The following is a 25,191-nucleotide window of genomic DNA, read 5'->3' as shown; positions in this document are numbered from 1 at the left end:
GTTTTGGAGGAAAAAGAGAAGAAAGAGAAAACACAGGCCGAAGACCTGGAAAAGGGACCGGAGGCTGCGGAGGAACCGACCCCGGAGAAAGAGAAGTCTTCGGAACAGGCGGCGCCGCGGGAAGAGACGAAGGAAGATGCTGCCGCAAATGCCGAAGCGGAACTGCAGCGCAAGCTGGAGGAAGCGAACCGGCAGGTGGAAAAGCAGAAGGATCTGCTTCTCCGCACGGCCGCGGAGTACGATAACTACCGCAAGCGCACGGCGCGGGAGAAGGCTTCCCTTTATAACGACGCCACCGCGGCCGCCGTGCAGGAGATCCTGACAGTGGCGGACAGCCTGGACCGCGCGCTGGAGCAGAAAGAATGCACCGCGGAGGATATGCGCAGGGGCGTCGAGCTGGTGCAGAAGCAAATGCAGTCGGCCCTTGACAAGCTGGGCGTCAAGGAGATGGGGAAGGAAGGGGAGCCTTTCGACCCGGAGCTGCACAACGCGATTTCCCATGTGGAAGACCCGAAAAGCGGAGAAAATTCGGTGGTCAAGGTGTTTCAAAAAGGGTATCAGATTGGCGGCCGGGTGATCCGGCATGCGATGGTGCAGGTGGCCAACTAACCTTTTTCATATATTATAATTTTTATTGAATGATACGTATTGGAGGTTAATCAATATGTCAAAAACAATAGGCATCGATCTGGGCACCACCAATTCCTGCGTTGCGGTGATTGAGGGCGGCAAGCCGGTCGTCATCCCGAACGCGGAAGGGGAAAGGACCACCCCGTCCGTCGTGGCGTTTAAAAAGACGGGCGAGCGCATCGTTGGCCAGCTGGCGAAGCGCCAGGCAATCACGAATCCGGACCGCACCATCAGTTCCATAAAAAGAGAAATGGGCAGCGACTACAAGGTCAATATAGACGGCAAGAATTACACCCCGCAGGAAATTTCCGCCATGATCCTCCAGAAGCTGAAGGCGGACGCGGAAGGATACCTCGGCGAGCCGGTGCATTCGGCGGTCATCACGGTTCCGGCCTACTTTACCGACGCGCAGCGCCAGGCGACCAAGGACGCCGGCAAGATCGCCGGGCTGGACGTCAAGCGCATCATCAACGAGCCGACGGCGGCCGCGCTTTCCTACGGCATCGACAAGGATAAGGAACAGAAGATCATGGTCTACGACCTCGGCGGCGGCACATTCGACGTTTCGATCATCGAAATGGGCGACGGGGTCCAGGAAGTCCTCGCCACGGCGGGCAACAACCGCCTGGGCGGCGACGATTTCGACAAGCGGGTCATGGACTGGATGGTTTCCGAGTTCAAAAGGGAGACCGGCATCGATCTTTCGGGCGACAAGGCGACCATGCAGCGCCTGAAGGACGCGGCGGAGAAGGCGAAGATCGAGCTTTCCGGCGTGACCTCGACGAACATCAATCTGCCGTTCATCACGGCGGACGCAAACGGCCCGAAGCATCTGGATATGACCCTGAGCCGCGCGAAATTCGACGAGCTGACCGCCGACCTGGTGGAGAAGACCGTCGGCCCGGTCAAACAGGCTCTGTCGGACGCGGGCCTGTCCTGGAACGACATCGGCAAGGTATTGCTGGTCGGCGGTTCCACCCGCATGCTTTCCGTTCAGGATAAGGTCAAGGAACTCTCCGGTAAAGACCCGTTCAAGGGGATCAACCCGGATGAGTGCGTCGCCATCGGCGCTTCGCTTCAGGCGGGCGTCCTGGGCGGCGAGGTCGAGGGCCTGCTGCTCCTCGACGTCACCCCGCTGTCCCTCGGCGTCGAGACCATGGGCGGTGTGATGACCAAGATCATCGACCGCAACACGACCATTCCGACCAAGAAGAGCCAGATCTTCTCCACAGCGGCGGACGGTCAGACTCAGGTGGAGGTCAACGTCCTGCAGGGCGAGCGCGAGTTTGCCCGCGACAACAAGCAGCTCGGGCTGTTCCGCCTGGACGGCATCGCCCCGGCTCCGCGCGGCATTCCGCAGATCGAGGTCACGTTCGATATCGACGCCAACGGCATCGTGAATGTTTCCGCAAAGGACCTCGGCACCGGCAAGCAGCAGAAGATCACGATCACTTCCAGCTCGAACATGAGCAAGGACGACATCGACAAGGCGGTGAAGGAAGCGGAGAAATTCGAAGCGGAGGACAAGAAGCACCGCGAGGAGATCGATCGGAAGAACGAGGCGGAAAACCTGTGCTATTCCGTGGAAAAGCTGGTCAAGGACAGCGGGGACAAAATTCCCCAGTCCGATAAGGACGACCTGAATGCAAAGGTTGCGGCGCTGCGCAGCGAAATTTCCGCGAACAATGCGGATGAGATCAAGGACAAGAGCGACGAACTGCAGAAGGCCATGTATGCCGCGAGCGAAAAGCTTTACAAAAATGCCGCGCCCCAGCAGCCGGCCGGCGGACCGGTTCCGCCCGCGCAGGACGGCGGCACAGCGCCGCAGGACGGAAACGGAAACGTTTACAACGCGGAATACAGGGATGTCGATGACAAGGATAAGAAATAAATTCAAATCCGTCCGCGGGACCAGACAGGAAGCGGCGGGAGCCGTTTCCGCGGCGATGCGGCGTTGACATAAAACGCGGGTCAGGGCAGCCCTTTCGGCTGCCCTCAACGCGTATTCTCGGGAGTGATTCAGATTGGCTGACAAAAGGGATTATTATGAGGTGATGGGCGTTCCTAAAAACGCCACGGAAGCCGAAATCAAACAGGCGTACCGCAAACTGGCGAAGAAGTACCACCCGGACCTGAACCCCGGGGACAAAGAGGCCGAGGCGAAATTCAAAGAGGTCAACGAGGCCTATGAGGTGTTGTCCGACAAGGATAAACGGGCCCGTTACGACCAGTTCGGCCAGGCGGGCGTGGACCCCAGCTTCGGCGCGGGCGCGGCGGGCGGCAGCCCGTTCACCGGCGGGATCAATATAGATGATATTTTCAACAGCGTATTCGACGGCTTTGATTTCGGCGGTTTCGGCTTTGGCGGCGGGCGCAGGGCCAGCCCGAACACTCCGCGCCGCGGCAGCGACAGCGAGACCACGGTCACGATCAGCTTTGAGGAGGCGGCAAAGGGCTGCAAAAAAACCGTCAGTTATGAAAAGGTCGACTCCTGCCCCGACTGCCACGGCACCGGGGCGAAAAGCGGGACCGAACCGAAAACCTGCCCGCAGTGCGGAGGAAACGGCCAGGTGCGGGTCAGCCAGCGCACGCCGTTCGGGGTGGTGCAGACAGCGCGGACCTGCGACCGCTGCGGCGGAACCGGCAAAGTGATCGAAGAACCGTGCCGCACCTGCGGAGGATCCGGCAGGATCAAGCGCGAAAGGGCGATTGAGATCAGCATTCCCGCGGGGATCGACAACGAGCAGGTCCTCAATGTGAGCGGCCGCGGCAACGCAGGGGTCAACGGAGGGCCGGGCGGCGATCTGCACGTTTACGTCAGCGTCCGGCCCCACCCGATCTTCGAACGCCGCGGCAACGACATCTGGTGCGAAATGCCGATCACCTTCACCCAGGCGGCGCTTGGCGCGGAGGTCGTCGTCCCAACCATCGACGGCAAGGTGGAGTATCAGGTGCATGCCGGCACGCAGCCGGGCGATGTGTTCAAACTGAAGGGCAAGGGAATCCCCAAGCTCAGCGGCCGCGGCCGCGGCGACCAGTATGTGCGCATGACGATCGAAGTCCCGAAGAACCTTTCCCAGAAGCAGAAAGATCTGCTGCAGGAGTTCGATTCCGGCGCGGACGACAAAAATTATCAGAACCGGAAATCGTTTTTCAATAAAATCAAGGATATGTTCGGAGAGTAGCAGGAGTTCTGACAGGTGAATAAAGGAAGAAAAAGGCGCATCCTTTGCAAAAAAGGTGCGTCTTTTTTGTTTGCACGTCAATATTTTCAATAAAAGAATTCATTATATTGACAAATAGGTATTATAAAATTAATATTGAATTGGGAAAGCAATTTTTGGGGACAAAAAGCGAGCGGTTCCCCGCCTTCTTCGCTTATTTTTGATCAAACAGAAACGGATGAAATGGGAAATATCGTGTTTGTGTGATTACAGGGGGATTGTTTTGTGAACATTTTTCATTTTGGAACTACGGAAAAATTCCGGCGGTTTCGGATTTCGGCGATGCTGCCGGCAACCCTGGTCGTGGGAGCGGTTCTCGGAATTTGTTTTGAGAGAAGTGTCGGCATCAGCCTTTCCGACCGGCTGGCGCGCCGCATCGGGACGGCAAACGCGCAGGTCGTGTCGTGCGCGCGGTCGGGGCCGGCGCTGACGGTGACGGTGGACCTCAACAACGCCCCGCAAAGCCCGCAGGAACAGCAAATTGTTTCGGCGGCCTCGCTCCCCACATTCCAGCAGGGCCTGAACCTGGCATATTACGGCGCGATCGTCGGGGCCGTGAACCAAGAGCTCACCTCCAATCCCCTGGACTGCGGCGTTGAAAAGGTGACCGTCGTCTGTCAGTATCAGGGGAAAACGGCGGTGACTTTAACGGGGAATGCCGCGTCGGCGCCGTTTTCGAACTTTGAGGCGCGTTATGCGGACGGCTCGACGGAAAGCATTTTCTCGGCGGAGAGCAATTCCTCCGCGCCCGCGCAATAAGGGCGGATACATAGGCTGACAGGATAAATTTGTGAGAAAGCAGTTGGAAAAGGGCATCTTTTTTCGCAGGGGTGCATCCTTTCTTATGTGCCGATTTTCTTCCGCCGCTGCCTCCGAAGGGGACGTTGACAAAATTGCATTAACTGTACTATAATTTATAATACAGCAAAGTCAGGATAATAACGGTTTGCATCATATAAAGGGACAACCTGTTCTAAGAGGAGCGTTTTCACAGTGAGCCGGAATGAATATGACGACGGATACGACTACGAATATGAACACGGAGAAAAAAGACAGCGGAACAGACGGCGTAAAAGACGCCATCCTTTCTTCCTCCTTTTTCTGATCGCGGTATTTTCAGTGCTGTGCTATCGGGGAATATGGAATTGGGCGGACCCGGCGCCGCCCGCATATGCTGAAACCGAAGACAGCGCCGCGCCCGATGAGGGAACGGGAAACAACGCCCTGCCCGAAAGCACGTCGGAGGCTCTGGAGGCGATGGCGAAAACCGATCCGAGGCTCGAACCGGTCGTGCGGAATCCCGGACGGTATCCGGAACGGCTGCTGGAATCGCTCGGGAAGAATCCTGAGCTGCTTGACTTCACGCTGGACTATCCGGAAAAGAAGGGGACTTTTTCGAAGAAAATCGACCTGTCGGGCAGGTATCAAAAAGATCAGATTCCCCTGCTGATGCAGTGGGACGAGGACTGGGGATACGCGCCTTACGGGAATGGCATCATCGCGCTGGACGGCTGCGGCCCGACCTGCCTTTCCATGGTGACCGTGGGGCTGACGGGGGACATGTCGAAAAATCCAAAGGCGATCGCGGATTTCAGCGAACAGCACGGATATCTGGATGAAAAGAGCAACAGCACGCTCTGGACGCTGATGTCCGAGGGAGCGCGGAAGCTGGGGCTGAATTCCCGGGAAATTCCGCTGAGTAAAGGCCGGATGACGCAGGAATTGTCCGAGGGGAATCCGATCATCTGCTGCATGGGGCCCGGGGATTTCACCACGCAGGGACATTTCCTCGTCATCTGCCAATTTCAGGACGGCGCCTTTGTCGTCCGGGACCCGAACAGCAAAGAGAGAAGCCGGGAAACGTGGAGCTACGACCGGCTGAAGCCGCAGATCCGCGACCTGTGGGCATTTTCGGCGTAAGGGGGCAGCCCCCGTCCCGCTTTTGAGGATTGCAATCTTGTTTCAATGTGATAAAATAAATAAAAAGCAGATGCGGGAAGAGGGGAGAAAGCATGAAGATTCTGATTACCGCCGGCGGAACATCGGAGAAAATCGACCAGGTCCGGAGAATCGCCAACACCGGAACGGGCAGGCTCGGCAGCCTGACGGCCGAAGAATTCGTCAGGCAGGGCGGAACGAAAATCGAAAAAATCTATTATGTATGTGAACCGGGGTCCATTGTCCCGGAGCTGGACTGCGTGGAAGTCATTCCGACGCACGATGTGGACGAAGTGGGGGACGCGCTTGAAAAGCTGCTGACTCAGGAGAAAATAGACGCGGTCATCCACTCTATGGCGGTCAGCGACTACGCGGTGGAAAGCGTGACGACGGCGGAAAATCTGGCGGCGTTTCTTGCGGACAGGCTGTTCCCGTTCGGCCCGGAAAAGTTTGAGTCGAAAGGCTCGCTCGCGGAATTTCTCGCCGCCTGCGTGAGGGAAAATGACCGCGTGCTCGACCGCAGCCGGAAAGTCGGCTCCAACGTCGGAAATCTGATGCTCTGTATGAGGCGGACGCCGAAGCTGATCGGGCTTGTCAAAGCGTTGCAGCCGTCGACCGTCCTGGTCGGCTTCAAGCTGCTTAACGGCGTCGAGAAGCAGGAACTGCTGGACGCCGGGTACGGGGTTCTTGAGAAAAACTCCTGCGACCTGGTGCTGGCCAACGATCTGACCGAGATCAGCCGCGGCAGGCACGCGGGGTATCTCCTGTCCCCCGGCCGGACCTGGGAGCGTTTTGAAAGCAAGGAGGAAATCGCGAAGGGCATCGCCGGAAAAGTGCTGAGTTTGATTGATAGGGAGGGACGACGGTGAAAAATATTCTTTTGGGCGTAACCGGAAGCATCGCCGCGTACAAGGCGGCGGACCTCGCCAGTATCCTCACCGGGGACGGTTATCGTGTCGACGTGATCATGACGAAAGGCGCGGCGAAGTTCATCACGCCGCTGACGCTTCAGACTCTTTCCAAGAACAGGGTCTATACGGACGTGTTTCAGGAGGAGGAGCCGAGCGAGGTGAAGCATATTTCGCTTGCAAGGCAGGCCGACCTGCTGCTGGTGGCCCCGGCCTCCGCGGATGTGATCGGGAAGATGGCGAACGGGCTCGCGGACGACATGCTCACCTCCGCAGCGCTTGCGGTCCGTGACATTCCCCGTTACGTCGCTCCCGCGATGAACACCCGGATGTATGAAAACCCGATCGTGCGGGGAAACCTCGAGAGGCTTCGCGGGTTCGGGTTCGAGATCATCCCGCCCAAAGAGGCAAAGCTGGCCTGCGGGGATGTCGGCAGGGGGGCGCTGGCTGAGGTCGGCACGATTGTGAAAACGGTGGAAGAGCGCCTTCGGCGCGGGGGAGATGCTTCTTGAAACAAGCCAATTTTACCGATATCGGAGGGCTGAAAGTCGGACACGCCCAGAATTTCGACGCGGCGACGGGGTGCACGGTGGTGATCTGCGAAGAGGGCGCCGTCGCGGGCGTCGATGCGCGCGGGGGCTCCCCCGGCACAAGGGAGACGGACGCTCTGGATCCGGTCAACCTGCGAAAGTCGATTCACGCCGTTCTTCTCGCGGGAGGCAGCGCGTTCGGCCTGGATGCGGCCGCCGGCGTGATGCAGTATCTGGAGGAGCGGGGAGTCGGCCGGGACGTGAAGGTAACGAGAGTCCCCATCGTCTGCGGAGCGATCCTGTTCGATCTGAAATGCGGCGATTACAGGATCAGGCCGGACAAGGAAATGGGATATGAGGCCTGCCTCAACGCGGGCAGCGGCGCGTTTCCCGTCGGCAGCGTTGGAGCGGGCACAGGCGCCACGATCGGAAAGATCCGGGGCCTTGACCACGCGATGAAGGGCGGGATCGGCTCGTTCTGCCTGCGGACGGGGGAACTGATGGTCGGCGCCGTCATGGCGGTCAACTGTGTGGGAGACATCTACGACGCGGAGTCAAACAGGCTGATCGCCGGCGTGCTGAACGACGATAAAAAAACAGTCGGCAGCACCGAGGCGGTCATGATCGAAAATTACCGGAACGACGCCGACATCTTCAGCGGAAATACCGTCATCGGCGTGGTCGCAACCAACGCGGTCCTCACGAAAGCGGAAGCGAACAAGCTCGCCTCCGTTTCGCAGAACGGGATCGCCAGAGCGGTCCGGCCCGCCCACACGTCGTTCGACGGGGATACAATCTTCACAATGGCGACCGGAAAAGTAAAAGCGGATCCGGATGTGGTCGGGATTCTGGCGGCGCGTTCGGTGGAAAACGCTATTTTGCAGGCGGTAAAAAGCGCGGAACCGCTTGCGGGTTTCCCCGCTTATAAAAATTTGTTTTAGCTGCTGGAATGAAAAAAGCGGTCCAGGGACATCATGATGTCCCTGGACCGCTTTTTAGACGCCCCCGGATTTCCGGGCCGGCCATCACGTCCGCATATAAAAAACAATGCCGCCGCCGGACACGGGCGCAGAAGACGTTCTTTCCGTCGGCGGAGGCGAGATAATCCGCAGCGGAAAGGGAATGCTGGTATTGAGGATCTATGACCATTTAACCTGTTCTTAACATAAAAATAACAGGAAGATAAAATAGGCCTAACTTTCCTTTAACGAGCGCGCTTTATGATTGGAAACAGAACAAAAGAGAATAGAAAAACAGATAAGGAGATCGTATATGAAAAAGTACCTGTCAATTCTGATGGTTGCGGCGCTTCTGATGATATCGACGGCGTGTTCTTCCGGAACGGGCGCCTCTTCCACTCCCGCGTCGCAGACGGATTCCTCAACGGCTGCCTCTGAAACGGCCTCGTCCGAGCCGGCGGCGGTCAGCGGCAGCATCACGGCTTCCGGGTCCTCGGCGCTGTATCCGCTGGTAAAAGACGCGGCGGATAAATTCAAACAGAAAAATCCCGATGTTTCCATCACGCTGAACGCCGGCGGTTCCGGCACGGGCCTGAAGCAGGTCGCGGACGGCACGGTCGATATCGGCAATTCAGACGTGGAAGCGGAATCCAAATTGACCGCGGACCAGGCGAAGACGCTGGTTGACCACAAGGTCTGCGTCATCACCATGGCACCGATCGTCAGCGCGGATGTGAAAGAAAAGGTCAGCAGCCTGACCACGCAGCAGCTGATCGATATCTTTACGGCGAAAACGACAAACTGGAAGGACGTCGGCGGTCCGGATGAAGCGATTACGCTGGTCACCCGCCCCTCCACCTCCGGAACCCGCGCGCTGTTTAAGCAGTATGCTTTAAACGGTTCAGAGGAAGCTTCCAATAAATCGCTTGAAACGGACGACTCCGGCACGCTGCTGCAAACCGTCGCACAGCATAAGGGCGCGATCGGCTATGTGGCGCTCTCCTACCTGACCAAGGATATCGACGGCGTGAAAACCATGTCGATCGACGGGGTGGAACCCACTTTGGAAAACACCTATTCCGGCAAATACAAGGTCTGGGGCTACGAGCACATGTACACGAAGGGCGAAGCCGGCGGAGCGGCGAAAGCGTTCCTTGACTACATGACTTCCGATGAATACGGAGCGGTGATGGAATCCCTGGGCTACAACACCACCTCTAAAATGCAGGTGACAAGATAAATCCAGGACCAATATTGAATTGCGGGCCGGGCCGGCGGAGAAGATCCGTTCGGTCTTACGCCCGTTTCAGGGGGATTTTCGTTTATGAAGAAAAAAGAGACGGCGTGGCGCGCGGTGGTCACGGGGTGCGGGCTGTTTTTAATCCTGCTGACGCTTTCCATCGGAGCCTTTCTTTGCTACAGGGGGATCGGCACTTTTACGGTCTACGGACACTCCGTGTGGGAATTCCTGTTTTCATCGAATTGGAACCCTGCGGACGATTTCAAGGGCGGGGGACAGGTCGGCGCGGCGATCTTCATTGTCGGTTCGCTGGCGATCTGCTTTCTGGCACTGCTGATCGCAACGCCCTTCAGCCTTGCCGCGGCGATTTTTATGGCGGTCATTTCGCCCCGTCTGAGCGAGAAGCTGCTTCAGCCCGCGGTCGAGATTTTTGTTGGCATTCCGTCCGTCGTCTACGGCTGGGTCGGCCTGACCGTGCTGGTCCCGTTTATCCAGAATCTGTTCCGCCTTCCCTACGGATATTCCGTTCTCGCGGGCGGAATCGTGCTGGCGGTCATGATCTTCCCGACGATCACGAGCGTGTCCGCCGATTCCATCCGCAACGTTCCGCAGCAGTACCGGGAGGCCGCTTACGGCCTTGGTTCCACCCGCTGGCAGGTCATCCGCCGCGTGCTGCTTCCGGCGGCGCGCCCGGGCGTGCTGACCGGCGTCATCCTGGGGCTTTCCCGCGCGTTCGGCGAGGCGCTCGCGGTCGCGATGGTCATCGGCAAACGGCTGGCTTTTCCGGACGGCGTCCTTTCGCCCACCAACAATCTGACGGCGGCGATCGCCTCGGATATGGGGGGCGCGGCGGAGGGCGGCGAATACAATACCGCTCTGTGGACCATGGCGCTTCTGCTTCTGCTGATTTCGTTTGTATTCATCCTGATTGTCCGAAGAATCTCTTCCAGGGAGGCGCGTGAGCAATGAGACAGCGGCATCGCAATGCGATCCTGGCGGACCGCGTCATGACGGTGGTCCTGTACGGTGTGGCGGGCTTTTTCCTTCTGCTGCTCGCGGCCTTTACCGTGTATATTCTGGGAAAGGGGATTATGGAATTTGACAGTTCCCTGCTGGCTTTTAACGCGGACGGAATCGGCAACCAGTTTTTTAATACCGTCTATCTGGTCTTCCTCGCTCTGCTGATCAGTGTGCCGATCGGCGTCGCCGCCGGCATTTACATGGCGGAATACGCAAAAAAGAGCAGGCTGACCAGTTTCCTCCGCACCTGCATCGAGACCCTTTCCTCCCTGCCCTCGATTGTGGTCGGCCTGTTCGGCTACCTTGTCTTTGTCGTGGCGGTACACGGCAAATGGAGTCTGATGGCGGGCGCGCTCGCGGTTTCGATCCTGAGCCTGCCGCTGATCACAACGACGACGGAGGATGCGCTCCGCGCGATTCCAAAGACCTGGAAAGAGGGCAGCTTCGGCCTTGGCGCGACGCACCGCCAGACGATTCTGCGCGTCATGCTTCCCGGCTGCGTGCCCCGCATCATCACCGGGGTCATTCTGGCCGCGGGGCGCGGCTTCGGCGAAGCCGCCGCGCTTCTGTACACGGCGGGCATGAGCACGGATATCAACTGGTCGCGCTGGTGGAAGCTCTCTTCGCCCGTCTGCCCGTTCAACCCGTTCCGTCCCGGCGAAACGCTCGCCCTGCAGATATGGGCCTCCCGCACGGAGGCGGTCGCGCCGAACGCGGCGCAGGTGGCGGACGTATCCGCTGCGGCGCTGATCCTCATGGTGTTCGTGTTCAGCATCGGAGCGCGCGCGGTCGGCCACCGGCTGGACCGGAAAATGACCGGCGGCAGGGACTGAGCGGCGCCTTCTTGAAATGAGGCGCTTCCCAAAGCTATGATGCTTCGGCTTGCTTCAAAGGAAATGTTACCCGCCAATTTCCTTCTGTGTGCATGCTCGAAGTAACAAAACTTCCATACAGAATGTAATTTCCAATCTTTTTCTGTGGAACATCAAAGACACATTCGTCATAGTCGATTCTTCCCGGCTGTTGAAATTGATTTAAGAAACTGAAAGCGTAGTCAAGATCGACGATGCTGCCGTCCGCGTCCTTTAAATAAAAATAGCCGTGGTTATCCTTGTCCAAATTGTCGTAAACCGCCGTTTGGATATGGAGTTTCCCGCCGATATACCCGATGCCGGTCAATTCGATTCCCTCGACGGGGAATCCGTCCATTGCCCGCGAGGGGGTAAGCGCAGTTGTCTTGCCTTCCACTATATATTTTTCATAGTCCTTCCCGCTGCCTCCCGTTGAATCTACTTTTTTTATATTTTTTGCCGTCGCGGCCGACGAAAGATCGACCGGGACCCTAATGTCCTCGTAGTCTTTTTTACCGCTGATAAATTCTCCCACGGAGAAAGTGATTTTATCACCCGCGATCTTTTGGTTTCCCCATTCCGTGATCGAAATCAAAAATGTCGCGGTTTTTGTTTTTTGATCGTAACCGACACGCTGACAGGAAGCCAAACTGCTGAACGGGCGGTTGATGGAGTAGCTGTCGTTCAAATCGGTTGTGCCGTCGATGCGATCTCCGGTTAAATCCTGCATCGTGATATAAATATCGGCTGCGTTGCCGCGAATACAGGCTGAGGCAACTTCCATTTTGATGCCGTTGTCTTCATCGGATTTTTGTACCGGCATAAAAAATTGGGCCAGCTCCGGGGAAACGGTATACATCAGCTGATAGACGGGTTCCACCTTTTCCGCGAGTACAGGAACGGAAAGAGACATACAAATGCAAACTGCTATGACGGCGATTACCGGCTTGCGAAAGGAGGCGGACGTTTTGCTCTTCTTTTCTTTGCCGCTGTGTGCTGATTCTAAAATATGGCACAATAATTCGTCGTTTGGATGGACCTGATCGATCATATGCCTATATTCCTCGCTGAACATCATCATCCTCCTTCAGAATATTTCTGAGCAATGCTCTTGCTCGGGTGAGCTGTGTCCTGACCGTGGAATTTTTCCGGTTCAATGCGCGGCTGATCTCCTCAAGCGACATATTCTCGTAGTAAAACAAATGAATCACCTCGCGGTATTTTTGGGGCAGTTGCTGTAATTCGTCGGAAAGATCCATATCCTGTTTTGTCTCGAAGGGCATTGTGTCCGTCAGGGGTTCGGCTTTCCTTTTCCATACGGAATTCCATAACTTATTGGAGCAGTTGATTGTGACCCTGATCATCCATGCTTTGCGATGTTCCTCATTATTAAATACGGGCTGCTTTTTGATATACCGCAAAAATACTTCCTGAAATATTTCATCGGCATCGCATTTTGTTCCTGTCCGGGCATAAGCGAGGCGGTACACCATATCGGCGTAAAACCTGATGACTTTTTCTGCGCAATCATCCGGACGTAATGGCTCTGGCTTCAATATCCACCCCCCTTTACTACAAACACCCATGAAGTGCGGAAAATGCTACAAAAATGAATAAAATAATTAGCGTGCCGGAAAGCACGCCAGTCATAAATAAATCACAGACAGGTTTTACCGACGGGTATCTAGCGGCCGCCGACCACAAATCCGAACGGAACCCGCTCTGAGAGTAAAAAATCAGCTCTCCGCATGACGGCAGTTTCATAAGAGAGGCCAGCCCTTCCTCCCGGTATCCCGCTTTTTCCAGAACGCGCAGTGAAGCCTGATTGCGCGGCATGACGTTGCCCTCGATCCGGTGCAGGCCCAGTTCCCGGAACGCGTAATCGGTCACGGCGGCGACGGCTTCCGTCATATAGCCTTTGCGCTGATTTTTCTCATCCAGGCGGTATCCGAGAAAACACGACTGGAAGCAGCCCCTGACGATGTTATTCAGCGCGATGCTGCCGAGGACTTGTTCCGGCTGCTCCCGCAGAGAAAGGTAATAACAGAACGATTCTCCCTTTTGCGCCGCTTCCCCTTGTTGCCGCAGACTGTCAGTCTGGTGCTCAGGCGTATAGAATTCCGGCGCGCGCTCCGGTTCGAACGGGCGGAGGAAATCCCGGTTCCGGAGATAATAGTCCAGAACTTCCTGAACGAGAAGCGGGCTTGCGGGTTTTAACAGCAGACGTTTGGTTTCGATCATTTCTCTCGCTCCTTTCACTTTCGGCTCTGCCGATAAAAGCGCCGGCGTTCCCGATCCTTCCGGGAACGCCGGCATTTCGTACCGATCATTGGCTTTACCGCGACAATGGCCGCCGTAGGCTTACTCCGGGCCGGAGGTCATTTCTTCTCAAGGCTTTCTCCCAGAGAGTGGAACCCGAGCACCGTGACGATCATCATCAGCCCGGCGGAAAGGGTTTCCCACGGGGCGTTGAACAGATAGGTCTGCCCCTCGAAGAGCATCCGCCCCCAGCTTGGGACCGGCGGCTGGATGCCCAGGCCGAGGTAGCTCATGCCCGATTCCGCCAGAATCGCGTTGGAAAGTCCGATGACCACCGCCGGGATCAGCGTGGGCAGCAGATTCGGCAGCAGATGCCGGAACATGATCCTTGCCCGGGAGGCGCCGGAGACATAGGCGGCCTGGACGAAATCCAGATTTTTCAGGCGCATTGTCCCGCTGCGCGTCAGCCGGATAAAGCTGGGAAGGAACGCGATGGCCAGCGCGGGGATGATGGCGAATTTGCCGCCGCTGAACACGGTGACGGCCACCAGCGCCGTCAGCACGGCCGGAAAGGAAGAGAGCGCGTCCGTCAGCCGCAGAATCACCTCGTTCGTCAGCCCGCCCGCATAGCCGGAGAGCAGCCCGAGAACAACGCCGCAAAGGCCGCTGAGAGCCACCGTGACGGCGGCGACGAACAGGGAATACCGCGCGCCCGTGACGGCGCGGGAAAAATTGTCCCTGCCGAAGTTGTCGGTTCCAAACCAGTGCTGAGGGGAAGGGGGAAGAAAGTGCGGCGCTGTGTTGATGGCGTAGGGGTCGTACGGAGTGTAGAAAAAGCTGATCAGGGCAGCGGCGCAGACAAGGCCGATCAGAACTGTCCCGACTCGGAATGACAACCTGCGGCCGCGGCTCATGGCTTCACCCGGATGCGCGGATCGGCGGCCTGCAGCAGCAGATCCGCCGCGAAATTCGCCAGCACGACAAGAAACGCGATGTAAACGACGAGCGACTCCAGAAGCGGAAAATCGCGCGACAGAATGGATGAAATCAGCAGCCGCCCCACGCCGGGGATGCCGAAGACCTGCTCAATCAGAATGCTTCCGGAAAAAATCTCGGCGACCATCATGCCGGAAAGGGTCAAAAACGGGATCAGCGCATTTTTCAGCATGTGCCGGTATAAAATGATATGTCTGGAAAGCCCCTTGCTGACCGCGGTGCGGACATAGTCGGCGTGCGATTCCTCGACCAGCGCGGAGCGCAGGAACTTGGAAGAGACCGCGATGTTCGGCAGGGCGACGGCCAGCGAGGGGAAAATCATGTAGCGCAGGAATCCGGCGGGATCGTCTTCCCAGGAAACGTAGCCCCCCGGAGAAAAGAAACGGAGGACAAGCCCGAAAACCCAAATGAACAGGATGCCGAGGAAAAAGCCCGGCATGGAGATGTTCAGCATGGTGACGGAATCCAGGAGGCGCCCCAGCGGCGTGCCTCGCTTCTGCGCCGTAAGCACGCCGACCGGAACGGAAACCGTGAAGATCATCAGAAGCGCCAGCAGCGCGAGAGCCGCCGTGACCGGAAGCCGGCTCCCGATCAGCTCCGCAACCGGCCGGGAGTACTGGAGCGAGGTGCCCATATCGCCGTGCAGAAGGCTCCAGAGCCACCCGGCGTAGCGCTCAGGCATGCTTTTGTCAAGCCCCAGCTTCTGGTGCAGTTCGGCCAGAGCCGCGGGGGTCGCCTGGGTACCGAGAATCAGCTGCGCCGGGTCGCCCGGGATCAGGTTGAACGCGGCGAAAGCCATCAGGGAAACCAGAACCATCGTCAAAAGCAGCGTCAGCAGTTTTTTCAGGTAAAACTTCATTGCGGTACCTGTCTTCCTGTAAAAAGCTCTTACTTCGTGCGTTGGATCACGGAGGCGTCGAACACGTACAGCGGGTAGGGCGTAAAGCCGGAAAGACCGTCCTTCAGCACGTTCAGGTTCGCAATGTCCTGAATATAGACGCTCGCCGCGTCCTTTGAAAGAATCTCCTGCGCCTGCTTGTACAGCTGCACGCGCTTGTCCTCGCTCGGCTCGTTCTCCGCCTGCTTGTAAACGGAATCGAATTCGCCGCTCTTATAGTTCACGAAATTGTTGGAGGCGCCGGAAACATAACGGCCGAGGTAACTGCGGGGCGAGAGCGTCGTGCCGTCCACCGAGATGATGGTCGCCTCGTAATTGCGCTGGGTGTAAGTCTCGCTGAGCCAGGTGGCGAAATCCACCTGCTTGATCTGGGCCGTGATGCCGGCTTTTTTCAGTTCGCTGACGATCACCTGCGCGGTGTCCACGTGGACGGTATAGTTCGACGGAACCGTGATGGTCATGGCAAAGCCGTTCGCGTAGCCCGCCTCGGAGAGGAGCTGTTTCGCCTTCTCCGTGTTCTGATCGTAGGCGTGCGTCAGGCCGGAGTCGAAATACTTCTTCAGGCCGGGGATGACCGGCGTGCCCGCGCGGACCGCCTTGCCGTCGTTCACGGTGCTGATGATCTCATCCGGGCTGATGGCGTAGCTGACGGCCTGCCGCACTTTAACGTTGTCGAACGGCTTTTTGGCGTTGTTCAGGCCGAGAAGCTGGACCGAATTGGAGTTCGACTGGATCAACTGAAACCCTTTGCCGACTTGGGAAGCGACGTTGTTGGCAATGCTGGCGCCGTCGACGCTGCCGCCCTGCAGATCCATCAGGAGGGCGTTGGAGTCGGTTTCCAGTTTAAAAGTAACTTTGTCCAGCTTCGGCAGGTCTTTCTGCCAGTAATCGGGATTTTTTTTCAGCACCAGCGACTGCTGGGGCGTATAGGACTCGAATTCAAACGGCCCGGTGCCGATGGGATGGGTGTCCTGCTCCTTGTAGTCCTTCGGGATGATCGCGCAGGTCAGGTAGGGCAGGAATTCGTAGTCCGCCTGTTTCAGGTGAAGGGTTACGGTCGACGCGTCGTTTATTTCAACCGACTTCATGTTCGTGAGGTCCGCGACCAGCGCTTTGCCGCCGGAAAGCCCCGCGGCGGTGTCGAGCGAGTATTTTACGTCCTCGGCGGTAACGTCTTTTCCGTTATGGAATTTGATGCCCTTGCGGATCTTGAAGGTATAGCTCAGCGCGTCGTCGGACATGGTGCAGCTTTCCGCCACGGCCGGAATCAGATTTCCGTCCTTGTCCGGTTTGACGAGTCCCTCGAAAAGATTGAACAGGATGCTGCGCGTGTCGGCCGTTGTGGCAAGGAACGGATCCAGATGGTCGGGCTGAGTCTGCATGCCGAAGACAAATTCGCCGCCGGAAGGCTGAGAGGACTGCGCGGAGGAGGACGAAGAGGATTCTCCGCCGCCCGATCCGCAGGCCGCAAGCGGCAGCAGGATGGCTGCCGCCGCTACGGCGGATACAATCTTCCGGATAAAATTCTTGTTCATAACTGTCTCCTTATCAAACGGATTGTATTCAAATCTTGTACGAAAAATGACGGAACATTCCTCCGTTTTGAAAATCTCCGCGGATTTGCTCTTTTTCCGATCCCTGAAATCCGGGAGCGCATAACATAAACGGAAATCGAGGCACTTTTTTCCCCTTCGGCATAAAAAAACCACACTCCGGGCGCAAGCGCCCCCGGCGGACACGGCGAGATCCGCTTAGAGCTGCACAATTGACCCGGACTGCGGTATTATTTATGGCAAAAATATAAAGAAAATAAAGATCATATCCTGAGAGGGAAACCAACGTGCCGTAACCATATCCGGAAAATCCCGCGGGACGGAGGAGCGCCATTTTGTGTGCAATCCTGTTGCGCACCTTTTTTCTCCTTCTTCGTAACACCGCCGGATTACTCCGTCATTTTTTTACTATGATAAACGTGAATCGCTATTTTGTCAATAAAAAATCAATTTTTAATCAATTTTTCTTGAAAAATTATGGAGGATTACGTTATAAGGCGAAGACCGGCCCTGAGCAGAGGGTCAGGAAACCATTGCCCGGAAGGAGGACAGGGTGTATAATAATTGAGAAATAACTGGATGGAGGTTCCTGTACTTGAGCGAACTTTATTTCGACAATTCCTCCACAACCCGCGTCTGCCGCGCGTCTGCCGAAAAGGTGATGGAGACCATGACGGAAAACTACGGCAATCCGTCGTCCCTGCACTCGCTAGGCTTTCGGGCCGAGCGCGCGATGGACGAGGCCCGGACGGCGGTCGCGGCCCGGCTCGGCGCGGAAAAAGAGGAAATATATTTCACATCCGGAGGGACGGAGAGCAATAACCTGGCGCTGTTCGGCGCGGCGCATGCGCTCCGCAGAAGAGGGAACCATATCGTCACGACACAGATCGAGCATCCCTCCGTTCTGAACGTGATGAGGCGGCTGGAGCAGGAGGGATACGAGGTCACTTATCTGAAGCCCGACCCCTTCGGCCGCATCACGGCGGAGCAGATCCGCGGCGCGGTGGACGAAAAGACGGTTCTCGTCAGCCTGATGTGCGTAAACAACGAGGTGGGCAGCATTCTGCCCGTGGAAGCGGCGGCGCAGGCCGTCCGCAGCGCGGGCGCGCCCGCGCTGGTTCACGCCGACGCGGTGCAGGCGTTCGGCAAGCTCCCGCTGAACCCCCGCAGGGCGGGGATCGACCTCCTCAGCGTGAGCGCCCATAAAATTCACGGCCCGAAGGGAGTCGGGGCCCTGTATGTCCGCCGCGGCGTCCACCTGGAGCCGCGCGTTTTCGGAGGCGGACAGGAGAAAGACGTCCGTCCCGGCACGGAGGCCATGCCGCTGATCGCCGGATTCGGCGCGGCGGCCGGCGCCCTGCCGGACGTTCAGGCCGAGCTGCGCGCAATGAAGGAACTGAATTCCTACTGCCGGGGGGAGCTCCAAAAAATCGGGGGAATCGAGTTCAATTCCGCGCCCGACGCGCTGCCCTATATCCTGAATCTGTCGGCTTTGGGCGTGCGTGCGGAAACCATGCTGCATTTTCTGTCCGACCATGGAATTTTCGTGTCTTCCGGCTCCGCCTGCGCCAAGGGGCGGGCGAGCCATGTGCTTTCCGCCATGGGCCTGCCGAGGGAACGCATCGCTTCCGCGCTGCGGCTTAGCTTTTCCCGCTATAACACAAAGGAGGAAATCGACGTCTTTGCCGGTGTGCTGAGGGAGGGCCTTTCGGTCCTGACCCGCCGCCCGCTCTGACGCGTGAACGCGTATGAAAGAAATCATCCTGTTAAAGCTTGGGGAAGTGGTCCTGAAGGGACTGAACCGCCACAGTTTTGAGGAAACGCTGCTCCGCAACATCCGCCGCCGGCTCGACGGCCTCGGCGCGTTCGACGTGCGGGAGCGCCAGTCCACGATTTATGTCTCGCCGCTCCATGACGGCGCCGATCTGTTCGCCGCGCAGGAGCGGCTCTCAAAGGTGTTCGGCGTCGCCGCGCTGTCCCGCGCGTGCGAGGTGGAGAAGGACATGGACGCGATCCTGCGCGCCGCCGCGGACTATCTGCGGGGGCCGCTCTTCGGCGCGCGCACCTTCAAGGTGGAAAGCAAGCGCTCCGACAAGAAGTTTCCGCTCAATTCGCCTCAGATCTGCAATGTGGCCGGAGAATACCTCCTGTCTCAGTTCCCGCATCTGAAAGTGGACGTGAACCGCCCGGATTACACGGTCCGGATCGAGGTCCGGGATACCGCCGCCTATGTTCACGGGAACGCGGAGCGGGGCGCGGGGGGGATCCCCGTCGGGACGGGCGGCAGGGCCGCGGTCCTGATCAGCGGGGGGATCGACAGTCCCGTCGCCGCCTGGATGATGGCGCGGCGCGGCGTGGAACTGACCGCCGTGCATTTTGCCAGCCCGCCCTACACCAGCGAGCGCGCGGAGCAGAAGGTGAAGGACCTGCTCGCTAAGGTCGGGGCCTGGGCGGGGCGGATCACGATGTTTACCGTGCCGTTCGCGAAGGTGCAGGAGCAGATCATGGCGAACTGCCCGGAGGAGCTGTTCACCGTCCTGATGCGCCGCCTGATGATGCGCTGCGCCGAAAGGATCGCGCGGGACGAGGGCTGCGGCGCGCTGATCACCGGGGAGAGCCTGGGGCAGGTCGCCAGCCAGACGCTTGAGGCGATCGTCTGCACCGACGCCGCGGCGCACATGCCGGTGTTCCGTCCTCTGATCGGCATGGACAAGCGGGAAATCGTCGAGACTGCAAACAGAATCGACACCTACGAGCTGTCGATTCTGCCGTATGAGGATTGCTGCACGGTATTTACGCCGAAGCATCCCAGAACAAAGCCCGCGCTGAAATTTGTCGAGCGGGCGGAGGAGGCGCTGGACTGCGGCGCGCTGATCGAAGAGTGCGTCGCTCATGCCAGGAAGGCGCTGATTCTGCCAGTGGAATAAAAGGAGAAACAAATCCATGAATGCTGAAATCATTTCCGTGGGAACCGAGCTTCTGCTCGGCCACACGGTCAACACCGATACCTCCTACGTCGCGCGGGAACTGTCCGCGGCGGGGATCAACCTGCTGTACTCCTGCACGGTCGGGGACAATCCGGAACGCCTGAAAGCCGCCGTGGAGCTTGCGCTGTCGCGCAGCGATGTCCTGATTACCACCGGAGGGCTCGGCCCGACGGGGGACGATCTGACGAAGGAAACCGTCGCTGCGGCCGCGGGAAAGAAACTCGTGATGCACGAAGAGAGCCTCCGGCGTATCGAGCAGTATTTCAGGGGGCGCGTGCTGGGGGAGACGCAGAAAAAGCAGGCGATGCTGCCGGAGGGCTGCACCGTATTCCCAAACGACTGCGGCACCGCGCCGGGCTGCGGTTTTGAAACAGATGGGGGAAAACGGGTCGCCATGCTCCCCGGCCCGCCGTTCGAACTGATCCCCATGCTGAAAAACTGCGCGATGCCCTACCTGGCGCAAGGGGAAAACGCCGCGATCGTGTCGCATATGGTCCATGTATTCGGACTGGGCGAGGGATATGTGGCGGAGCAGATCGACGACCTGTGTGCCCGCCCGAACCCGACGGCGGCCACTTACGCAAAAGAGGGCGAAATGTTCGTGCGCGTCACCGCGCGGGCTGCGGACGAAGGGACCGCCGAAACAATGTGCGCGCCGGTGGTGGAGGAACTGAAAAATCGCCTCGGCGCGTTCGTTTACGGCGTGGACGTGGAAAGCCTGGAGGAGGCGGTCGTCCGGGAGCTCGCGGCGCAGGGAAAGACGGTCGCGGCGGCGGAATCCTGCACGGGGGGGCTGCTGGCGAAGCGGATCACCGACATTCCGGGTGCCTCCGACGTGTTTCACATGGGATGCGTCACCTACGCGAACGAAAGTAAGACGATGCTTCTCGGCGTGCCGGAGGAAACCCTGCGGCAATACGGCGCGGTCAGCCCGCAGACGGCGGAAGCGATGGCGCGCGGCGTGCGGGAGCGCTCCGGCGCGGACTATGGGATCGGCATCACGGGGATCGCCGGACCGGGCGGCGGCACGGAGGAAAAGCCGGTCGGCCTGGTCTATCTGGCCCTCTGCGGCGCGGACGGCGTCAAGATCCGCGCAATGAAGCCCGCCGGCCGTTACCGCGGGCGCGATTACCTGCGCAGTCTGGCGGCATCCAACGCGCTGGACATGCTCCGCCGCAGCCTGTGTGGACTGGGAGGCGAGGAAAAGCCGGCTTATTCCAACGAGCATAAGGCCGGCTGAAACGACCCGGGAGGAAATGAAAATGGACGCTGGCCTTTTGTTTTACTGTTCCAGGCGGACATCCGTCTGTGAAAAGACCATCCGCCGGGCCGCCGGCTGGTTTTCTCTGGCCCTTGCGGAGGTTCGGGTCTGCACGCTGGAAAACCGGCTGAACCCGGGCATGGCGGAACTGCTGAAAAAAAACGCGGTGGTTTTCACTGTCAGCGAGGCCGCGGGAGGGCGCCCGGCCTGCTCCGCACCATTGTTCCGCACGCTCCGCGTTCCGACCGGCGAAGACGGGGAGCCGGCAGGGGTGCTGCGTCTGCCCGGCCGTGAATCGACGGGGTACCTGGTGGAAAGCGCCGACAGGGCGATTTTGATTCTTCCTGACGATCCCGGCGAGATTCTGGAAATGCTGCCGGCCGCGTTCGGACGGCTGAAGCCGAAATTCGGGCTGAGCGGAGAAATTCCGGCCCCCGTGAGAATGGACTTTCAATATTCCGGGGCACATCCCAAGGATTAACTGGAAGGATGTTTGCCCAGAGGATGTACGGAAACGGGAAACGCGCCCTGAAACGGCTTTTCAGCCGGTCAGGGCGCGTCTTTTGCAGCTTCAGCGCAAAGAACCACCAGCTTTGCTGGTGGGATAAGAATCTTTAGATACAAGAAAATCTCCTTTTGTTAGAATAGATGCAGGTTTGCCAACCGCATTACCAACAAAAGGAGATTTTGTCATGAAAGACATACAAAGTTTATCACATTCAAAGTGGAGATGCCAGTATCATATTGTATTTGCTCCAAAATATCGCAGAAGAGAAATATATGGGCAGATAAAAGCAGATATAGGCAAGATTTTAAGGAAGCTGTGTGAGCAGAAGGGAGTGGAAATCCTCGAAGCTGAGGCGTGTCCAGACCACATTCACATGCCGGTAAGCATTCCGCCGAATCTCAGTGTGGCACAATTCATGGGCTATCTCAAAGGAAAGAACAGCCTGATGATATTCGATAGGCATGCAAATTTGAAGTATAAGTATGGAACGCGACATTTTTGGTGCCGTGGCTATTTTGTAGACACAGTGGGTCGTAACAAGAAAGCAATTGAAGAATATATCAAAAATCAATTGCAGGAAGATATTGCCTCAGATCAAATAAGTTTCAAAGAGTATATTGACCCGTTTACGGGTAGCAAGGAATCAAAGGCATAAAAGAAGGCCGCTTTAGCGGCGGCCTGTAAAAGTAATGCGGTTGGTAACCTATTTCAGTGCGTCTTGAGACGCGCGCCAGTACTATGCCCTTTCAGGGCTTGTGCATACCACGCGTTCAACGCGTGGTTTTGATTCGGCAAAAATATATCGGGGGGTGACCGGCCTGCCGGACCGGGAGGACTCAGGAGCCGGTGGCTTGCGCCAACTTGACGGTGGCTGTAAAGGTCTGCCCGGTCAGCGCTCTCGTCACGCTGAGGGTTACGGTTTCGCCGGGTTTCTTCTTGGCAATTTCAGAGGTGACCACATTCAGGCTGGTCACGGCGGTTCCGTCGATCTTCGTAATGACGTCGCCCTTCTGGATGCCCGCGCTGGTGACCGCCGAGCTGGAGATGGAGGAAACGTACATGCCTTCCGGAAGGCCGTAAAAGCGGGAGGTCATGCTGTCGATAAACTGGCCGGAGATTCCGAGCACCGCGCGGTCCTTCACATAGCCGTACTGCTTCAGGTCGCTGATGATCGGCTGGGCCTCGTTGATCGGAAGAGAGAACCCGAGCCCCTCATAGCCGGTGGCGACGATTTTGGAGGAGTTGATCCCGACGACCTGCCCCTTCATGTTGACCAGCGCGCCGCCGGAGTTGCCGGGGTTGATAGCCGCGTCGGTCTGGATGCATTTCATGGTGTAGCCGGTTTCGGTATTCGAGATTTCACGGTTCAGGGCAGATACATAGCCGATGGTGACGGTGGAGTTGAATTCCAGGCCGCCCGGATTGCCGACCGCCATAACCTGGTCCGCCACCTGAAGGTCGCCGCTGGAACCGAATTCCGCAGCTGTGAGGCCCGTCGCGTCAATCTTGATGACCGCAAGATCCGTGACGCTGTCGCTGCCGACCAGTTTTGCCTGATAGGTTTTACCGGTGGAGAGGATCACCTTCAGCGAAGAGGCGCTGTCCACCACGTGCGCGTTGGTAATGATATAGCCGTCGCTGGTCGCGATGATCCCGCTGCCTTCGCTCGCGGGCGAAACCTCGCTGGTCTTGTCACTGGAGCCAAAGCCGCCTGCGGCGTAGGCGTTGCTTTGATTTACCTGGTAATTCTGAATGCAGACCACCGATGGGACGACCTTGCTTGCGACCTGCTCCAGCGTCAGGGCCCCGGACGTGCCCGTATTGGTTGTGCTGACCTTGCTGGAGGCGCTGTCCTTCACGATGGTAAAGGCCGGCGAAGAACTGCCGGAATTCATTTTGATGGTACCGGTATTGATGAGGTAGGCGAAACCTGTAATGGAGCTGGCGGAAACGACCAGACACGCCGCCAGGCCGGCAAGCACATTTCTCAAAATATGTTTTTTTCGCTTTTTCGGGGCTTTCTCCATAACGGTTACTGTGGGAGAGGGCTCCTCCTGATAGCCGTTCTGCGGGGTGGGTGTCCCGGGAGAGCGATAGGAGTGGTAACAGTCGCCCTGCCAAACGGTTTGGTTGGGCTGCTCGGAAGAATCCTTCCAGTCACTGCGATAATCGGCGCCGTAATTCGTATTGGAAGAGAGATTGGAATCGTCTTCGCGGTCTTTTCTGAATGGATTCCTCATGACGATCATCCTTTCTGAGTGGTTTGGTATTATTATCGCGGATGACTGTGAAAAAGGTATGATAACTAATTGATATTTTTATGAATAAAAAGAGAAATTTATGTTAAGGGAATAGTTGAGCTTTTTTGGCGATTCGGCCCCCCTGTAAGGGCAAAAAAGCCCGGCGCAACCGCGGGTTGACAAACTTCAAGCCGGCCGTGGTGGAAACCGGCGTCCGTTTGCGGTATGATGGGAAAAGGAGGCGATGGAATGAGGTTTCCCGAAAGACTGCAGGAACTGAGAAAGAAAAGGGGAATGTCCCAGGAAAGTCTTGCACAGGAACTGGGAGTGTCAAGACAGGCGGTTTCCAAATGGGAATCAGGACAGTCCGTGCCGGAAACGGAAAAGCTGATCGCGCTGGGCGATTTCTTCGAAGTCAGCCTGGACGATTTGGTCCGGGGCGATGAAAGCCGCCGATCCGGTCAAACGGCCGAGGGAAGAAACGAACGGTACGCCTGCCGGCATTATGAATACAGGAGCGAACGGGAACTGCTGGGGATTCCTCTGGTGCACGTCAATCTGGGCAGGGGGAAAATCTACCGGGCAAAAGGGATCGTGGCGGTCGGGAATGTAGCCGTCGGCTTGGTTTCTGTCGGCGGGGTGGCGGCCGGGCTGATTTCCCTGGGCGGGGTCGCGCTGGGCCTGCTTGCATTTGCAGGATTTTCCGTGGGGCTGCTCCTTGCCGTGGGCGGAATTGCCGCCGGCGCTGTCGCTGTGGGAGGGCTTGCCGCGGGGATTTTGTCGATCGGCGGCCTCGCGGTCGGAAAGTACGCCGTCGGCGGCTGCGCGGTTGCCTCGGACATCGCCGTGGGAGGGTACGCGAAAGGGCGCGTCGCCGTCGGGAATATGGCGGAGGGGGCGCGCACCGTCATTCTGCGACAGGCCGGGCGGGGAGGCTTTCGCTCACCGGAGGCAGTGAAACTGATCCGGGAGGAGTACCCTCGCCTGTGGGGTCCGCTGCTGCGCCTGTTCACCGCTTTGCTCGGCTGACCTGTGCCCCGGTCTTTACACTCAGAACACGCGATTTATCATAGCTGTTGCAAAATGGCTCCCAGGGACTTGTCTGCCGCGGCTTTGAGCCGCAGCGGGCCTTTTTGTCCTGTTTTCGGCCCCTTTACAAAAGAATTTTTATTTTTTTCTAAAAAAGGTG

25 protein-coding genes are annotated in these 25,191 nt (G+C 57.9%); 17 read left to right on the top strand and 8 right to left on the bottom strand.

Annotation, left to right across the window (positions count from 1 at the left end; genetic code table 11):
- Positions 1-3 precede the first annotated feature (3 nt).
- The 11 genes from VA597_RS17225 to pstA all read left to right on the top strand — a co-directional run bounded on the left by VA597_RS17225 (position 4) and on the right by pstA (position 11,282).
- Complete coding sequence (locus VA597_RS17225; RefSeq protein ID WP_164919116.1) at positions 4-609, top strand: nucleotide exchange factor GrpE; 606 nt, start codon at positions 4-6, stop codon at positions 607-609.
- 55 nt (positions 610-664) lie between these two features.
- On the top strand, positions 665-2,521 hold the full coding sequence (dnaK, locus tag VA597_RS17220; RefSeq protein WP_128744102.1) for a molecular chaperone DnaK: 1,857 nt from the start codon (positions 665-667) through the stop codon (positions 2,519-2,521).
- A 133-nt stretch (positions 2,522-2,654) separates the two neighbouring features.
- Positions 2,655-3,815, top strand: coding sequence for a molecular chaperone DnaJ (gene dnaJ / locus VA597_RS17215; protein WP_128744101.1), 1,161 nt, complete (start codon positions 2,655-2,657; stop codon positions 3,813-3,815).
- 264 nt (positions 3,816-4,079) lie between these two features.
- The gene (locus VA597_RS17210) at positions 4,080-4,613 is read left to right on the top strand and encodes a hypothetical protein (protein WP_128744100.1); all 534 of its coding nucleotides are present in this window, start codon (positions 4,080-4,082) and stop codon (positions 4,611-4,613) included.
- Positions 4,614-4,847: 234 nt separating this feature from the next.
- Complete coding sequence (locus VA597_RS17205) at positions 4,848-5,774, top strand: C39 family peptidase (protein ID WP_243112560.1); 927 nt, start codon at positions 4,848-4,850, stop codon at positions 5,772-5,774.
- Positions 5,775-5,866: 92 nt separating this feature from the next.
- Positions 5,867-6,661: a phosphopantothenoylcysteine decarboxylase domain-containing protein gene (locus tag VA597_RS17200; protein WP_128744099.1), complete on the top strand. Its 795-nt coding sequence runs from the start codon at positions 5,867-5,869 to the stop codon at positions 6,659-6,661.
- A complete protein-coding gene (locus VA597_RS17195) occupies positions 6,658-7,212 on the top strand; it encodes a flavoprotein (RefSeq protein ID WP_128744098.1) in 555 nt (184 codons plus the stop codon). The genes VA597_RS17200 and VA597_RS17195 overlap by 4 nt, the downstream gene beginning before the upstream one ends.
- Entirely contained in the window at positions 7,209-8,171 is a 963-nt protein-coding gene (locus VA597_RS17190) for a P1 family peptidase (RefSeq protein WP_128744097.1), read from the top strand. The genes VA597_RS17195 and VA597_RS17190 overlap by 4 nt, the downstream gene beginning before the upstream one ends.
- A 331-nt stretch (positions 8,172-8,502) precedes the next feature.
- Positions 8,503-9,429 (top strand): phosphate ABC transporter substrate-binding protein, encoded by a 927-nt coding sequence (locus tag VA597_RS17185; RefSeq protein WP_128744096.1) that lies wholly within the window; start codon positions 8,503-8,505, stop codon positions 9,427-9,429.
- A gap of 84 nt (positions 9,430-9,513) precedes the next feature.
- Positions 9,514-10,398: a phosphate ABC transporter permease subunit PstC gene (pstC, locus tag VA597_RS17180; protein ID WP_128744095.1), complete on the top strand. Its 885-nt coding sequence runs from the start codon at positions 9,514-9,516 to the stop codon at positions 10,396-10,398.
- A complete protein-coding gene (gene pstA, locus VA597_RS17175; protein WP_128744094.1) occupies positions 10,395-11,282 on the top strand; it encodes a phosphate ABC transporter permease PstA in 888 nt (295 codons plus the stop codon). The genes pstC and pstA overlap by 4 nt, the downstream gene beginning before the upstream one ends.
- Positions 11,283-11,316: 34 nt before the next feature.
- On the opposite strand, the gene VA597_RS17170 is transcribed toward pstA, so the two are convergent.
- From VA597_RS17170 to VA597_RS17140, 7 genes are all read right to left on the bottom strand, one after another.
- Positions 11,317-12,381, bottom strand: a complete 1,065-nt coding sequence (locus VA597_RS17170) for a DUF4179 domain-containing protein (RefSeq protein ID WP_243112559.1) — start codon at positions 12,379-12,381, stop codon at positions 11,317-11,319.
- Positions 12,356-12,886 (bottom strand): RNA polymerase sigma factor, encoded by a 531-nt coding sequence (locus VA597_RS17165; RefSeq protein WP_326974898.1) that lies wholly within the window; start codon positions 12,884-12,886, stop codon positions 12,356-12,358. The genes VA597_RS17170 and VA597_RS17165 overlap by 26 nt, the downstream gene beginning before the upstream one ends.
- Entirely contained in the window at positions 12,873-13,541 is a 669-nt protein-coding gene (locus VA597_RS17160) for a GNAT family N-acetyltransferase (protein WP_164919115.1), read from the bottom strand. The genes VA597_RS17165 and VA597_RS17160 overlap by 14 nt, the downstream gene beginning before the upstream one ends.
- 137 nt (positions 13,542-13,678) lie before the next feature.
- A complete protein-coding gene (locus tag VA597_RS17155; protein ID WP_243112558.1) occupies positions 13,679-14,455 on the bottom strand; it encodes an ABC transporter permease in 777 nt (258 codons plus the stop codon).
- A 14-nt stretch (positions 14,456-14,469) separates the two neighbouring features.
- Positions 14,470-15,414, bottom strand: coding sequence for an ABC transporter permease (locus VA597_RS17150; RefSeq protein ID WP_128744090.1), 945 nt, complete (start codon positions 15,412-15,414; stop codon positions 14,470-14,472).
- Positions 15,415-15,443: 29 nt separating this feature from the next.
- A complete protein-coding gene (locus VA597_RS17145; protein WP_128744089.1) occupies positions 15,444-16,988 on the bottom strand; it encodes an ABC transporter substrate-binding protein in 1,545 nt (514 codons plus the stop codon).
- Between the two features lie 28 nt (positions 16,989-17,016).
- Positions 17,017-17,364 carry a hypothetical protein gene (locus tag VA597_RS17140; protein WP_128744088.1) on the bottom strand — a complete coding sequence of 116 codons (348 nt, stop codon included), beginning with the start codon at positions 17,362-17,364 and terminating at the stop codon, positions 17,017-17,019.
- Between the two features lie 237 nt (positions 17,365-17,601).
- Here VA597_RS17140 and VA597_RS17135 point away from each other — a divergent pair, with 237 nt between their 5' ends.
- The 5 genes from VA597_RS17135 to tnpA all read left to right on the top strand — a co-directional run bounded on the left by VA597_RS17135 (position 17,602) and on the right by tnpA (position 22,417).
- Positions 17,602-18,741: a cysteine desulfurase family protein gene (locus VA597_RS17135; protein ID WP_128744087.1), complete on the top strand. Its 1,140-nt coding sequence runs from the start codon at positions 17,602-17,604 to the stop codon at positions 18,739-18,741.
- Between the two features lie 13 nt (positions 18,742-18,754).
- The gene (gene thiI, locus VA597_RS17130) at positions 18,755-19,933 is read left to right on the top strand and encodes a tRNA uracil 4-sulfurtransferase ThiI (RefSeq protein WP_128744086.1); all 1,179 of its coding nucleotides are present in this window, start codon (positions 18,755-18,757) and stop codon (positions 19,931-19,933) included.
- A gap of 16 nt (positions 19,934-19,949) precedes the next feature.
- On the top strand, positions 19,950-21,233 hold the full coding sequence (locus tag VA597_RS17125) for a competence/damage-inducible protein A (RefSeq protein WP_128744085.1): 1,284 nt from the start codon (positions 19,950-19,952) through the stop codon (positions 21,231-21,233).
- A 22-nt stretch (positions 21,234-21,255) separates the two neighbouring features.
- Positions 21,256-21,735, top strand: a complete 480-nt coding sequence (locus VA597_RS17120) for a hypothetical protein (RefSeq protein WP_128744084.1) — start codon at positions 21,256-21,258, stop codon at positions 21,733-21,735.
- 211 nt (positions 21,736-21,946) lie between these two features.
- A complete protein-coding gene (tnpA, locus tag VA597_RS17115) occupies positions 21,947-22,417 on the top strand; it encodes an IS200/IS605 family transposase (protein ID WP_128742696.1) in 471 nt (156 codons plus the stop codon).
- A gap of 181 nt (positions 22,418-22,598) precedes the next feature.
- Here the strand turns inward: tnpA and VA597_RS17110 are convergent, their stop codons facing one another.
- The gene (locus VA597_RS17110; RefSeq protein ID WP_243112557.1) at positions 22,599-24,002 is read right to left on the bottom strand and encodes a S1C family serine protease; all 1,404 of its coding nucleotides are present in this window, start codon (positions 24,000-24,002) and stop codon (positions 22,599-22,601) included.
- Positions 24,003-24,251: 249 nt separating this feature from the next.
- On the opposite strand from VA597_RS17110, the gene VA597_RS17105 reads away from it, so the two are divergent.
- The gene (locus VA597_RS17105; RefSeq protein ID WP_128744083.1) at positions 24,252-25,031 is read left to right on the top strand and encodes a helix-turn-helix domain-containing protein; all 780 of its coding nucleotides are present in this window, start codon (positions 24,252-24,254) and stop codon (positions 25,029-25,031) included.
- Positions 25,032-25,191: the final 160 nt, after the last annotated feature.

It is taken from the genome of Caproicibacter sp. BJN0012, from assembly GCF_035986805.1.
Taxonomy (GTDB): domain Bacteria; phylum Bacillota; class Clostridia; order Oscillospirales; family Acutalibacteraceae; genus Caproicibacter.
This window is presented reverse-complemented; position numbering and strand designations above follow the sequence as displayed.

Excerpts from the sequence above, each read along its gene's own strand:
- dnaK (WP_128744102.1), top strand. The coding sequence starts at position 665 with ATGTCAAAAACAATAGGCATCGATCTGGGCACCACCAATTCCTGCGTT.
- VA597_RS17200 (WP_128744099.1), top strand. The coding sequence starts at position 5,867 with ATGAAGATTCTGATTACCGCCGGCGGAACATCGGAGAAAATCGACCAG.
- VA597_RS17185 (WP_128744096.1), top strand. The coding sequence starts at position 8,503 with ATGAAAAAGTACCTGTCAATTCTGATGGTTGCGGCGCTTCTGATGATA.
- pstC (WP_128744095.1), top strand. The coding sequence starts at position 9,514 with ATGAAGAAAAAAGAGACGGCGTGGCGCGCGGTGGTCACGGGGTGCGGG.
- pstA (WP_128744094.1), top strand. The coding sequence starts at position 10,395 with ATGAGACAGCGGCATCGCAATGCGATCCTGGCGGACCGCGTCATGACG.
- VA597_RS17170 (WP_243112559.1), bottom strand. The coding sequence starts at position 12,381 with ATGATGATGTTCAGCGAGGAATATAGGCATATGATCGATCAGGTCCAT.
- VA597_RS17165 (WP_326974898.1), bottom strand. The coding sequence starts at position 12,886 with ATGGGTGTTTGTAGTAAAGGGGGGTGGATATTGAAGCCAGAGCCATTA.
- VA597_RS17160 (WP_164919115.1), bottom strand. The coding sequence starts at position 13,541 with ATGATCGAAACCAAACGTCTGCTGTTAAAACCCGCAAGCCCGCTTCTC.
- VA597_RS17150 (WP_128744090.1), bottom strand. The coding sequence starts at position 15,414 with ATGAAGTTTTACCTGAAAAAACTGCTGACGCTGCTTTTGACGATGGTT.
- VA597_RS17145 (WP_128744089.1), bottom strand. The coding sequence starts at position 16,988 with ATGAACAAGAATTTTATCCGGAAGATTGTATCCGCCGTAGCGGCGGCA.
- thiI (WP_128744086.1), top strand. The coding sequence starts at position 18,755 with ATGAAAGAAATCATCCTGTTAAAGCTTGGGGAAGTGGTCCTGAAGGGA.
- VA597_RS17125 (WP_128744085.1), top strand. The coding sequence starts at position 19,950 with ATGAATGCTGAAATCATTTCCGTGGGAACCGAGCTTCTGCTCGGCCAC.
- VA597_RS17120 (WP_128744084.1), top strand. The coding sequence starts at position 21,256 with ATGGACGCTGGCCTTTTGTTTTACTGTTCCAGGCGGACATCCGTCTGT.
- tnpA (WP_128742696.1), top strand. The coding sequence starts at position 21,947 with ATGAAAGACATACAAAGTTTATCACATTCAAAGTGGAGATGCCAGTAT.
- VA597_RS17110 (WP_243112557.1), bottom strand. The coding sequence starts at position 24,002 with ATGAGGAATCCATTCAGAAAAGACCGCGAAGACGATTCCAATCTCTCT.
- VA597_RS17105 (WP_128744083.1), top strand. The coding sequence starts at position 24,252 with ATGAGGTTTCCCGAAAGACTGCAGGAACTGAGAAAGAAAAGGGGAATG.